This is a genomic window from Pseudomonas zeae, assembly GCF_014268485.2.
Classification (GTDB): domain Bacteria; phylum Pseudomonadota; class Gammaproteobacteria; order Pseudomonadales; family Pseudomonadaceae; genus Aquipseudomonas; species Aquipseudomonas neuropathica.
This window is the reverse complement of record NZ_CP077090.1, coordinates 3,519,758-3,532,260: the sequence shown is the minus strand read 5'-3', so window position 1 is coordinate 3,532,260 and position 12,503 is coordinate 3,519,758. Positions and strand designations below refer to the sequence as shown.

The following is a 12,503-nucleotide window of genomic DNA, read 5'->3' as shown; positions in this document are numbered from 1 at the left end:
TTTTGAATTTAAGCGGCGCGACGGCCACTGACGAAACACAAATAGCCGCCCACAGCCGCCAGTGCGCTCAAGGCATAGAACATGCTCGGTGCCGGCGTGTGCATCAGCAGAAACCCGCACATGACCGGACTGAACGCACCACCAAGCGCGGCCAGGTTCTGCGCGCCGTAATAGCTACCGCGCAATTCTTCCGGGGCGAGGGTGTCGACAAACAGAAAGTCGGCCGGGTAAATGATCATCTCGCCCAAGGTGAAGATGAACATCGCCACGCACCAGCCGACCAGGCTGTCAGCCAGACTGAAGCCGATCAGCCCGACGATGAACAACGCGGTGCCGCCGGCAATCCAGTGGCGCAGATGCTCGCGGGTGAGTAATCGGCCGATCTGGTACTGCAACACAATCACTGTGATCGCGTTGCAGGCAAGGAGGGCGGCCATGGTATCCAGCGTCTGTTGTTGGGTGTGGGTGACCAGCAGGTATTGCGACAGGTACAGGGTGAAACGCCCGTGCACCAGCGTGCTGAGCAGGCAGCCCAAGGTAAACAGGATCATCGTGCGGTCGTTCTTCAGGATGATCAGGGTTTTCAGAAAGCTGGGTGGCGCAGCGATTGCCGAGACCGGATTCACTTCACGCGTGTCACCGAGCAGGAGAAAGATGCTCCCGATGGCAATCGCGCCCGCGACGATAAACGGCGCTGACGGCTGAACGCCGGCAATCACCACGCCGATCATCGGGCCGACGGCGTAACCGATGTTGGTCAGCGTGTAGTTCAGGGAAAACGCCTTGACTCGCTGGCCCACTGGCAGGTTTTCACTGAGGATGGCTTTGGAGCAGATCAGGAACAGCGCCGACGCGGTTTCGCTGATGATCAGCACCAGGGTGACCAGGTACAGATTCTGCGCGAAGGTCAGCAGGATCAGACCGATACCGCTGGAAAGCATGGTCAGGATCAGCAACTGGCGCTTGTCCAGCCGATCAATGATGTAGCCGCCATAGAGCGACAACAACGTGGCGCTGAACACCGCGATCCCCAGCAGCAGGCCGACGTCTTGCGGGTTGAGGTCGAGCTTGTTGCTGAGGAACAGCGTCAGTAGCGGGCTGATCAGCGCGCGGCTGATGACGACGGTCAGCGAACTGATCATCAACCGGCGGATGAGGCGCGAGTAGGTAGCCACGAAGGGTCAATGTCCTTATTTCAAATGCCTGGCGGGCGTACGCCATCCTTACCGGCCAGTCACCACAGGTCAAGCTGCCATAACACCATCCCTGTGGGAGCGAGCCTGCTCGCGAATGCGTCGGGTCAGATACATCAATGTTGACTGACACTCCGCCTTCGCGAGCAGGCTCGCTCCCACAAGGACCTTCATTGCTTTCAAATCAGGGGCAGGCGCATCGCGCAGCGGCGCTCTGCGGGAAAGCCGAAGAGGACTTCGGCTTGCAGCGCATCGCGCAAATGGCGGTCGGTGTGTGCATGCGCCAACTCGACAAATCCCATCCGTTGATAAAACGGTGCATTCCACGGCAGATCGCGGAAGGTGGTCAGCGTCACTGAGTTCAACTGCACCACGCGCGCTTGTTCAATGACTGCCGCAACCAGTGCGCGACCCATGCCTTGTCCTTGAAAAGCCTGACTGACAGATAGCTCCTCAATGTGCATGTGCTGATCAATGTCTACAGCACGAACAAATCCAGTCAGTTGCCCATCGCTATTTTCAGCAACCCACACGTACGCCTGTTCGATGGCCTGCAGATGTTGGCCAGCATCGGGCACCTCGGCATTAGCCAGCCACGCCAACGGCGGTTCAAGACGAAACAATTGCGCGGCCGAACGCTCGATCGCGGGGAGGGCAACCGCGTCAGCAGGGCTGGCGCGGCGTACGTCGAAGGTCATGTTGAGGCGAATCCTACCGATCAAGAGGTCGACAGGTTACGGTTTCAGCCACAGCAATACATAGTCGTTTTTATCGAAACGCCCGCTCAACACCGGCTGCGCGCTTTCCAGCGGCGTGCCCTTGAGAGACGGCAGATCACTGCGATCCATCATCAGCCACGCCGGGCCTTTGAGCGCCTCCAGTTGCTGGATCGAGTCGCTGAACTGCGGTTGCAGATCCTGCGAGAGATTGACCATGAACTTGATCGCCTTCGCATCCTTGCCCATACCGTGCAGCACCAGTGGCGCCGGGTTTTGTTGAACCTGGGCGAACACCGCGTGACTGAATGCCTGGGTGTCGTACAAACGCCGCTCCACCGGCTCGAATACCGCCGCGTACACCGTCCACAACGCCAACACCGCAGACAACGCCAATACCTCGACACGCCAACGTGGGAGCAACAATCGCGACAACGCCAAGAGTTGCAGCAGGCCCAGCGCGATCAACACCCAGGACACGTCACTCAATTGCTCGGGAAAGCGCCGTTGAGCGACCAGCAAAACCACCAGCAGCAAGCCCGGCGTGACCAGCCACAAGCCCATGATCAAGCCGCGCAAATAGCGGAACACCCGCCCATGCGCAACCTGAAACGGATACGCTGCAATGATCGCCGCCATCGGCAGCATCGGCAGCAGATACCGGGCCTTTTTCGCCTGGGGAATCGACAGGCCGACCATCACAATCAGTCCCGCCGCCGCGCAGTACTGCACCAGACGCAGCGCCGGGCCACGTTGCTGCGGCTTGCTCAGCCAGGCCGCCACCAGTACCAGCAATGCCAGCGGATAGGCCAGCGCGTAGTTGCCGAACGAACTGGTGAAGTAATACAGCGAACCGCTGACGCCTTCGCTGCCGTCCATGCGCCCCATGAACTGCATGCGGATCACGTCCTGCAAGAAGACCGGGCCACCGCTGAGTTTCGCCAGCCACAACAGCAGGCCGACGCAGGCTGCGAGCAGCAGCGAAGCCAGTACGCCGAACACCAGCAGTCGCGACCACTCACGGTTGAGCAGGTAATAGCTGCACAGCATGCCGGTCGGCACCACCAGACCAATCGGCCCGCGAATGCCGAAGCCGAGCAGCAACAACGCGAAGATCAGCGGCCAGTGACGCCTGCCGGCAAAATGCTCATGGGCATAACCCAGATAGAACACCGCGAAGGCCACTGCCGCGAGCATCAAGTCCTGCGACACCGCGCGCACTTCAGTGACGAAACCGCTGGTGAGCATCAGCAACGCAATACTGATCAACGCCCAACGCCGCGAGTACGGCGCCAGCAGTCGATACATCAGCGTCACGATCAGCGCACCGGCGACGGCACTTGGCGCCCACGCCGTAAACGCGTTCACCGCGCCGAACGGCAGCGACAGCAGCCAGATGAACAGCGTCGAAACCGCTGAATAATCCGCATACGGCTGACCATAGGTGGTCGGAAACACCGTCGGCCCATGCCGCAGCATTTCTTGCGCGAATAACACGAACCGCGAATCGAAACCGATCGGGGCCTGCCCGTAGACCCCGGCCATGAACACTAAAAACGCCAGCAGCCCTGCGATCAGGGACTGCCGGCGAATCTCAGGCGATAAGCTGATCAAGCGACGTCGGACGCGTGTGGCCATTGTTGCAGCGGGATCGGCAACTTACGCGATTCGCCACGGCCCATCGGGAAGTAATGGAAACCGTTACGTGCCAGACGCTCGGCGTCGTAGAGGTTACGGCCGTCGAAGATCACCGGACTGTTGAGGCGCTGTTTGATCAGATCGAAATCCGGCGCCTTGAACTGCTGCCATTCGGTGCAGATGATCAATGCGTCGGCGCCGGGCAGTACCGATTCTGGCGTGCCCATTAGCATCAGCTTCGACTCGTCCGGATAAAGGTTCTGGGTTTCCTGCATGGCTTCCGGGTCGAAGGCGCGCACGCTGGCACCGGCGGCCCACAGTTCTTCGAGCAGGACACGGCTTGGCGCATCGCGCATGTCATCGGTGTTGGGTTTGAACGCCAGGCCCCACAGGGCGAAAGTCTTGCCGCGCAGGTCACCCTTGTAGAACGCGTTGATGCGCTCGAACAACTTGTGTTTCTGCCGTTGGTTGATCGCCTCGACCGCTTGCAGCAAATCGCTGGAGCAGTGCGCTTCTTCGGCGCTGTGGATCAACGCGCGCATGTCTTTGGGGAAGCACGAGCCGCCATAACCGCAGCCCGGATAGATGAAGTGGTAACCGATGCGCGTGTCGGCACCGATGCCCTGGCGCACCGATTCGATGTCGGCGCCCAGGTGTTCGGCGAGTTCGGCGATCTGGTTGATGAAGCTGATCTTGGTCGCCAGCATGCAGTTGGCGGCGTACTTGGTCAGCTCGGCGCTGCGCAGGTCCATGAACATGATGCGGTCGTGGTTGCGGTTGAATGGCGAGTACAGATCGCGCATCACGTCGCGCACTTCATCGCCTTCGCAGCCGATGACGATACGGTCCGGACGGCGACAGTCAGCAACGGCCGAGCCTTCCTTGAGGAATTCCGGGTTGGAGACGATATCGAACTGCAGCAGGCGGCCGGTTTTGATCAAGGCTTTTTCGATGTGCTTGCGCAAGGTGTCGCCGGTGCCCACCGGTACCGTGGATTTTTCCACCAGAATCAGCGGCTGCTCACGATGGCGGGCAATCGCGTCACCCACCGACAGCACGTAGCGCAGATCCGCCGAGCCATCCTCACGCGACGGCGTACCGACGGCAATAAACGCGACTCGACCGTGCTGCACGGCAAGTTGCTCATCAGTGGTGAATTGCAGGCGTTTCGAATCCAGACCCTCACGAACGAGGCTGGCCAGCCCCGGTTCAAAAATGCTGACATGACCCTGGCGCAACAGGTCGACCTTCTTCTGGTCGACGTCCATGCACACGACATCATGGCCGACCTCGGCCAACACAGCCGCTTGCACCAGACCGACGTAACCGCTGCCAAATACTGTGATTTTCATGGAGCACTCCTGAATTCGGGCGCACGAGCCGGACGAGTGTTGATGGTGATGACCCCGAGCATGACCAGCGCCACGCCGAGTGATTTAGTGAAACTGAAGGATTCGTTGAACAGCGGCAGACTGGCCGCCAGCAGATACACCAGCGCATAGCTGATGCTCAGCAGCGAGTAAGCCCGGCCCAGCGGCAGATCGCGCAGGGCGGCGAGCCAGCAAAGCATTGACAGGGCGTAGGCAAAAACCGCCGCAATGACCACGGCCAGCGCCCGCCAATCGAGGCTGTCGATGTGCAGCCATTGTTCCGGCACGGGCAGGCGGGTCATGCTCCAGCGCATGCCCAGTTGCGCAGCGCTGACGAGGAACACGCTGCCCAGCGCGAACGTGATGCCGCGACGTTGATTCATGACTGTTGCCCCAGCAAAACCACGCCACCGATCACCAATGCCACGCCAAGCCAATGCTGGCGGTCGATGGGTTCACGGAAGACGAAGCGCGCAATCAGGGTGATCAGCACGAAGTTGAGGCTGAGCATCGGGTAGGCGATGCCGACTTCCAGACGCTGCAACACCAGCAACCAGACCAACAGACCTGAGCCGAGGGCGAGCAGGGCCAACCACAACCACGGCGTATGCAGCTTTTCGGCCCAGCCCGACTCGACGCCGCGCCAGCTCTCCACGGCGTACTTCTGCGCCACCTGCCCGAGGCAGGTCAGCAGGCACGCGGCCAACAGCAGCAACAGGCTCATGACGCCTCCTTGGGCAGGATCATGATCACCAGGTTGCCCTGTTCGTAACGGAGGCCGTCCTTGGGCAACTTGTCGATTTCGTCCAGTTCGTCCTGCCCCTTGACGCGCATCACCACGCCGACCGAACCGCTGCGGCGCGCCTCACGCATCCACTGTTGCACGTCTTTGGTATCAACCCGCTGTTGAATGCCGTCAGGATAGGCAAGGCCATATTTCAGTTCGCCTATCGTGTTGTACAACGCCACTTGCGGCGTTTTCAGGCGCCAGGCCAGCGCCGAAGCAGCCCCCAGATCGTTACTCAGCAAGTGGGTGGTCTGCGCCAGTTCCGAGACGTGATGCTTGATGAACTGATCCGGCATCTTGTTGGCGACCACCGATTTCGGCAGCGCCGCCGGCAACACCGCAATCAGCAACAGGCTGCCTAGCGCCGGTGCTGCCCAGCATTGCAGCGGCAGAAAGGCTTGCAGCAAGTTGGCGATGATCCAGCCGATCAGCGCGATAAACACCAGCACCATGCTGTGCAGTTCGTGGTCGTAAACCGGTTTGGTCAGTTGCAGATAAACCAGCGCGATCAGCAACACGATGCCCAGCGCCAGATTGAGCAGGCCATTGATGCTCAGCGCGCGTCCTTGCTCCAGGCGCAAACGGTCGGCGAGCGCATTGCCCAGCAACAACGCTACTGGCAGCAGGCACGGCAGGATGTAGGTCGGCAGTTTGCCGTTGGCCAGGCTGAAAAACCCCAGCGGCATCGCCAGCCAGAGCAGCACAAAGACCACTTTCGGCTGAGCACGGCTTTGCCAGGCTTGTTTGAGCGCGGTCGGCAGCAGCCCCACCCACGGCAGACTGAACGCCACCAGCAGTGGCAGGTAGAACCACCATGGCGCATCGTGTTGCGCATCGTCACCGGCAAAGCGGCGGATGTGTTCGTGCCAGAAGAAGAACCGCCAGTAGTCCGGCTCCTGCGCATGCACCGCGAGCACCCACGGCAGGCTGACGAGGATCGCCACGGCAATCGCCACCGGGCCGAACATCAGCAGTTCACGCCAGCGTTTTTGCCAGAGCATCCACGGCAGGGCGATCAGCACCGGCAGCAGCCAGGCGAGAAAGCCTTTGGTCATGAAACCCATGCCACAGGCCAGGCCCAATACAGCCCAGGCCGCCATGCGCTTGCCGTTGGTGTGGCTGTCGACGGCAAACCACAGCGCCACCAGACTCAGGTTGACCCAAAAGGTGAACTGCGGATCGAGGTTGGCGTAACCAGCCTGACCGGCGACGATAGTGAAACTCATGTAGAGCAGGGCGCAGACGAAGCTTTTGCGCGGCTCGTTCCACAAACGCCGGGCGAGCAGATAGCACAACAGCACGCTCAACCCGGTGCTTAGCGCCGACGCAAAGCGCACGCCGAACAGGTTCTGCCCGAACAACTCCTGACCCAGCGCGATCATCCAGTAACCGGCAATCGGCTTCTCGAAATAACGCAGGCTCATGAAGTGCGGCGACACCCAGTTGCCACTGAGCAGCATGTCCTGGCTGATCTGTGCGTAACGGGTCTCATCAGGAATCCACAAACCGTGCGTGCCTAGCGGCAGCAGATAGGCCAGCAAGCAAATACCCAACAACAGCAGTGGCAGCGTCCAGCGTTTAATCATGCGCCCTGCACTCCCAGCCAGCCTTCACGGCCGTCGAGGGCGCCGCGTTGCACGCGACCCACGGGCAAGGTGTTGAAGAACTCGGGCAGCAAGTCGCCCAGTGGTTTGAAGTCGATGTTGCGTTGGCGCGCATCGGCCAACAATTGACGAAAATCCTCAGCCATCAGAATCCCTTCTACTTCGGCGTGAATGGTGTAGACGTTGAGTTGTTGCGGGCGAAAGTGATCAAGGATGAAACCGTTGAAATCCCGCGCCGCGACGATGGGGCCGACGACTTCGTCGAAGGTCGGCAGGTCCACCGGAATCTGCGGGGTGCCCGGCGTACCGTCGGCCAGCAAAGGGCGAAACAGATGTTGCCCACGGCAATCGCTGTTGTAGCGAAAGCCGAAGGCTTGCTTGGCTTCGATCACGCGTTCGTCCGCACGCCAACCGGCGGCGGCCGAGCACTCGACTTTCTCGCCAAGAATGTCGCTCAAAGTGTCGACGCCCTGACGGATCTGCTCGATCAGTTGCGCATTGCTCCAGCGCCCGGCATTGGCCTGCCAGCCGTGGTGATCCCACGCATGCAGGCCCACTTCATGACCAGCGTCGCGGGCCTGACGCATCAGGTGCCCGAGATCGCGGCCGATCGGCTTGCCCGGCCACGCGGTGCCGGCGAGCAGAATGTCCCAGCCGTACAGGCCGGCAGCATTGGAGCGGAGCATTTTCCAGAGAAACTGCGGGCGGATCAGTCGCCACAGATGCCGGCCCATGTTGTCCGGGCCGACACTGAAGAAGAACGTTGCCTTGATCTGCGCCTCGTCGAGCATTTCCAGCAGCCGCGGCACACCTTCACGGGTGCCGCGGTAGGTGTCGACGTCGATACGAAGTCCTGCCTGCATTACTTCTTGTCCGCGATTTCGAGCATGGCCTCGCGCAAGAAGAAATCGAGCGTATTGCCGATGGTCTCGCGCATTTCCACGGTCGGTGTCCAGTCGAGCAGACGCTTGGCGTTGGCAATGCTGGGTTTACGGTGCTCGACGTCCTGGTAACCGGCACCGTAGAACGCCTTGCTTTCCACGTCGCGGAAACCGGCGAACGGCGGGAAGTTGTCACGCAGCGGGTGCGCTTCGAACTGACGCAGTAGCTCTTCGCCTAACTGACGGATGCTGGCTTCGTTGTCCGGGTTGCCGATGTTGATGATCTGGCCGTTGCAGACGTCGTTGTCGTTATCGATGATCCGCGCCAGTGCCTCGACGCCATCGGCGATGTCGGTGAAGCAGCGTTTTTGCTCGCCACCGTCGAACAGGCGAATCGGTGTGCCTTCGACCAGGTTGAGGATCAACTGGGTGATGGCGCGGGAGCTGCCGATGCGGGCCGAATCCAGACGGTCAAGGCGCGGGCCCATCCAGTTGAACGGGCGGAACAGGGTGAAATTCAAGCCCTTGGCGCCGTAGGCCCAGATCACCCGGTCCAGCAGTTGCTTGGACACGGAGTAGATCCAGCGCTGCTTGTTGATCGGGCCGACCACCAGGTTGGAAGTGTCTTCATCGAAGTGTTTGTCCTGGCACATGCCATAGACTTCCGAGGTCGACGGGAAGATCACGCGCTTGTTGTACTTGACGCAGTAGCGCACCAGTTTCAGGTTTTCTTCGAAGTCGAGTTCGAACACACGCAGCGGGTTGCGGGTGTATTCGATCGGCGTGGCGATGGCCACCAGCGGCAGGACCACGTCGCACTTCTTGATGTGGTACTCGATCCACTCGGAGTGAATGCTGATGTCGCCTTCGACGTAGTGGAAGTGCGGATGGCTGCGCAGACGGTCGATGGCGTCGGAACCGATATCCAGACCATAGACTTCATAGCGGTCATCGCGCAGCAGGCGCTCGGATAAGTGATTGCCGATAAAACCGTTGACGCCGAGGATCAGCACGCGCGTGCGACGTGGCGCACGGCCGGATTCGGCACCGCGCAACAGCGAGCCGTCGACCAGGCCGAGTTCGTTGGCCAGTTGTGGGCCACTGAGGAACAGGCCGTTGTCGTTGCGCTGGCCGGAGAGGATCACCAGCGAGTCTTCGCCGCAGGCAATGCGCAGCGGATCGACACTGATCACCCGGCCCGGCGCCTGACCGTCGTTGCCTTTGACGACTTCGGCGCTCCAGACGATGAGTTTGTGTTCGCCGACCGCGCAGAACGCGCCCGGATACGGTTGGGTCACCGCCCGCACCAGGTTGAACAGTTGCTCGGCCGGTTTCGCCCAGACCAGTTTGCCGTCCGCAGCGGTGCGACGCCCGAATACGCTGGCTTTCGATTCGTCCTGCGGGGTTTCGCTGATCTTGCCTTGCAGCATCGCGGGCAGGGTGTCACGCAACAGATCGCTGGCCGCAGCGCGCAATTTACCGTGCAGGCTCAATGCGGTGTCGCTGCGTTCGATGGCGACACGTTGCTGAGCAACGATGGCGCCGGCATCGGCACGCTTGACCATGCGGTGCAAAGTGACGCCGGTTTCGGTTTCGCCGTTGACCAGTACCCAGTTGGCTGGGGCGCGGCCACGGTAGCTTGGCAGCAGCGAACCGTGCAGGTTGAACGCACCTTTTTTGGCCACGGCAAGCAACGACTCGCTCAGCAGGTTGCGGTAGTAGAACGAGAAAATGTACTCAGGGGCGAGCTTGGCAATCCGCTCGATCCACAACGGGTGGTTGACGTCTTCCGGCGCGTGCACCGGGATGCCTTTGTTGGCGCACAGTTGCGCAACCGATCCGTAGAACGCGTTCTCTTTCGGGTCATCGGCGTGAGTGAACACCGCCGCGATGTCGTAGCCGCTGTCGAGCAGGCCTTGAATGCCGGCACAGCCAATATCGTGGTAAGCGAAGACAACAGTTTTTGCACTCATGAGTGAACCTGACCGGTAGTAGAAGTAGAGGAAGAGAGACCATCAACGGTGACCGCAGGCGCCGGTTCGGCGGCGTGGCTGCGCAAGACTTTTTCAATGAAGAAACGCGGGCGGGCGCGCACGTCGCTGTACATGCGCCCCAGATATTCGCCGAGCAGACCCATGCCGATGAACTGGCCACCGGTGAACACGAACAGCACGGCGAACAGCACAAACAGACCATCACCGCCCCAACCGGCGCCGAGCGCCAGACGCAGGACAATCAGCACGAAAGCAAACAGCAAACCCAGACCGGCCATGGTGAAACCGACGATGCTCAGCAGGCGCAACGGCGTGGTGGTCATGCAGGTGACCAGGTCGAACATCAGGTTGATCAGGCGCATCGGGCTGTACTTCGAATCGCCGTGCTCACGTTCGGCGTGGGCCACGACGATTTCGGTGGTGTGGCGGGCGAAGCTGTTGGCCAGAATCGGGATGAAGGTGCTGCGTTCACGGCAGGCGAGCATTGCGTCGATGATCGTCCGGCGGTAAGCGCGGAGCATGCAGCCGTAGTCGCTCATGGCGACGCCGGTGGAGCGTTGCACGGCGAGGTTGATCAGCTTCGACGGATAGCGGCGCAGGGCCGAATCCTGGCGGTTGCCTCGCACGGTGCCGACCACGTCGTAACCCTTTTCCGCTTCGGCGACCAGCCGCGGGATTTCTTCCGGCGGGTTCTGCAGGTCGGCGTCGAGGGTGATCACGACATCGCCTTTGCATTGTTCGAAACCGGCCATGATTGCTGCGTGCTGGCCGTAGTTACGGTTGAGGATGACCGCCACGAACGGGCTGTCTTCACGGGTCGCGGCCTCTTCCAGAAGGTTGGCGGACTCGTCACGGCTGCCGTCGTCGACGAGGACGATTTCAAAGTCGTGACGCAGCATCTGGCAGGCGGCTTCAGTACGGCGCAGCAGTTCCGGCAGGCTGTCCTGTTCGTTGTAGACCGGGATAACGATCGACACACAGCGGATCGGATAAGGTTTCACGGGCGTTTGTCCATAAGAGTGGCGATGGCACCGACCACGCGATCAAGGTCTTGATCGCTCATGTCGGGGAACAACGGAATCGAGCACAGCCGCGCCGAGTTCCATTCGGTGTTGGGCAAGTACAGATCGGGGTCACGCTGGCGATACCAGGTGTGCAGGTGGGTGGCGATGAAATGGATACCGGTACCGATGCCCTGGTCCTGCAAGCCTTTCATGAAGGCTTCGCGGTCCATGCCGCAGCGCTCGCTGTCGATGCGCAGGATGAACAGGTGCCAGGCGTGGGTTTGTGCGTAGGCGGGCAAAGCCAGTGGTTGCACCGGCAGGCCTTCGAGTTTTTGCCGGTAGGCGGCGGCCAGTTCAGTGCGGCGCGCGTTGATCGCGTCGAGACGCTCCAGTTGCACCAGGGCAATCGCCGCATTGATGTCGGCGAGGTTGTATTTGAAACCCGGCTCCATCACTTGCGCCTGCGGCTTGCGGCCACCGGTCAGGCGATCGTAGGCGTCGACACCCAGACCATGAAACTTGAGCATGCGCACACGGCTGGCCAGGGCTTCGTTGTCGGTGACGAACATCGCGCCTTCGGCACAGGTCATGTTCTTGATCGCGTGGAAGGAGAAAATCGCCGTGCCTTGCGAGCCGACGTGGCGGCCCTTGTAACGGGTGCCGGCAGCGTGGGCGGCGTCTTCGATGACCGCGATGCCGTGTTTGTCGGCCAGCGCATACAGCGGATCAAGATCAAATGCGGCGCCGGCGTAATGCACCGGAACGATTGCTTTGGTGCGTGGGGTGATGGCAGCTTCGATGCGCGCGGCATCGGTCATCAAGGTGTCGCGATCAACGTCGACGAACACCGGCGTGGCGCCGAGCAGGGAAATCATGTTGGCGGTCGAGACCCAGGTCTGCGACGGGGTGATGACTTCGTCACCCGGGCCAATGCCCAGCGCCAGCAAGGTAATGTGCATGCCGCCGGTGGCGGACGAAAGTGCCACCGCGTGACGACAGCCAACGTATTGCGCGAATTGTTCTTCGAGTGCCTGATTTTTCGGTCCGGTGGTGATCCAGCCAGAACGCAATACTTGCTCAACGGCTGCAATTTCTTCATCGCCGATACTCGGGCGAGAGAAGGGGAGAAACGCCTGACTCATGAACACCTCATCACAAACAATCAGAAGAAAACCAATTCACCGGGTAGGATCCAATCTCAGCGTAGACGCAAAAAACATCTTTGCATCAATAAGTTGCTGAGTGACTTACCGTCGGGGTTCGGTTGACTTTTGTGGCTTCGCGCGGCAGTTTGAACGGCGCCGACACGGGATCTG

At 60.7% G+C, this 12,503-nt stretch carries 11 protein-coding genes; all 11 read right to left on the bottom strand.

The annotated features are described in order from the left end of the window. Nucleotides 1-8: 8 nt before the first annotated feature. Nucleotides 9-1,175: an MFS transporter gene (locus tag HU754_RS15410; RefSeq protein WP_186623246.1), complete on the bottom strand. Its 1,167-nt coding sequence runs from the start codon at nucleotides 1,173-1,175 to the stop codon at nucleotides 9-11. Between the two features lie 197 nt (nucleotides 1,176-1,372). Next, complete coding sequence (locus HU754_RS15405) at nucleotides 1,373-1,891, bottom strand: GNAT family N-acetyltransferase (protein WP_186623245.1); 519 nt, start codon at nucleotides 1,889-1,891, stop codon at nucleotides 1,373-1,375. A gap of 36 nt (nucleotides 1,892-1,927) precedes the next feature. After that, nucleotides 1,928-3,547, bottom strand: coding sequence for an ArnT family glycosyltransferase (locus HU754_RS15400; protein WP_186623243.1), 1,620 nt, complete (start codon nucleotides 3,545-3,547; stop codon nucleotides 1,928-1,930). Further along, entirely contained in the window at nucleotides 3,520-4,899 is a 1,380-nt protein-coding gene (locus tag HU754_RS15395) for a UDP-glucose dehydrogenase family protein (protein WP_034153972.1), read from the bottom strand. The genes HU754_RS15400 and HU754_RS15395 overlap by 28 nt, the downstream gene beginning before the upstream one ends. Then, nucleotides 4,896-5,300: a 4-amino-4-deoxy-L-arabinose-phosphoundecaprenol flippase subunit ArnF gene (gene arnF, locus HU754_RS15390; protein WP_016986767.1), complete on the bottom strand. Its 405-nt coding sequence runs from the start codon at nucleotides 5,298-5,300 to the stop codon at nucleotides 4,896-4,898. The genes HU754_RS15395 and arnF overlap by 4 nt, the downstream gene beginning before the upstream one ends. Beyond that, the gene (arnE, locus tag HU754_RS15385; RefSeq protein WP_186623241.1) at nucleotides 5,297-5,641 is read right to left on the bottom strand and encodes a 4-amino-4-deoxy-L-arabinose-phosphoundecaprenol flippase subunit ArnE; all 345 of its coding nucleotides are present in this window, start codon (nucleotides 5,639-5,641) and stop codon (nucleotides 5,297-5,299) included. The genes arnF and arnE overlap by 4 nt, the downstream gene beginning before the upstream one ends. After that, on the bottom strand, nucleotides 5,638-7,290 hold the full coding sequence (gene arnT, locus HU754_RS15380; RefSeq protein WP_186623239.1) for a lipid IV(A) 4-amino-4-deoxy-L-arabinosyltransferase: 1,653 nt from the start codon (nucleotides 7,288-7,290) through the stop codon (nucleotides 5,638-5,640). The genes arnE and arnT overlap by 4 nt, the downstream gene beginning before the upstream one ends. After that, nucleotides 7,287-8,171, bottom strand: a complete 885-nt coding sequence (gene arnD / locus HU754_RS15375; RefSeq protein WP_099759110.1) for a 4-deoxy-4-formamido-L-arabinose-phosphoundecaprenol deformylase — start codon at nucleotides 8,169-8,171, stop codon at nucleotides 7,287-7,289. Before arnD ends, arnT begins: the two co-directional genes overlap by 4 nt. Next, a complete protein-coding gene (arnA, locus tag HU754_RS15370; RefSeq protein ID WP_186623237.1) occupies nucleotides 8,171-10,162 on the bottom strand; it encodes a bifunctional UDP-4-amino-4-deoxy-L-arabinose formyltransferase/UDP-glucuronic acid oxidase ArnA in 1,992 nt (663 codons plus the stop codon). The genes arnD and arnA overlap by 1 nt, the downstream gene beginning before the upstream one ends. After that, entirely contained in the window at nucleotides 10,159-11,184 is a 1,026-nt protein-coding gene (gene arnC / locus HU754_RS15365; protein ID WP_186623235.1) for an undecaprenyl-phosphate 4-deoxy-4-formamido-L-arabinose transferase, read from the bottom strand. Before arnC ends, arnA begins: the two co-directional genes overlap by 4 nt. Continuing rightward, the gene (gene arnB, locus HU754_RS15360) at nucleotides 11,181-12,329 is read right to left on the bottom strand and encodes a UDP-4-amino-4-deoxy-L-arabinose aminotransferase (RefSeq protein ID WP_186623232.1); all 1,149 of its coding nucleotides are present in this window, start codon (nucleotides 12,327-12,329) and stop codon (nucleotides 11,181-11,183) included. The genes arnC and arnB overlap by 4 nt, the downstream gene beginning before the upstream one ends. Between the last annotated feature and the right edge of the window lie 174 nt (nucleotides 12,330-12,503).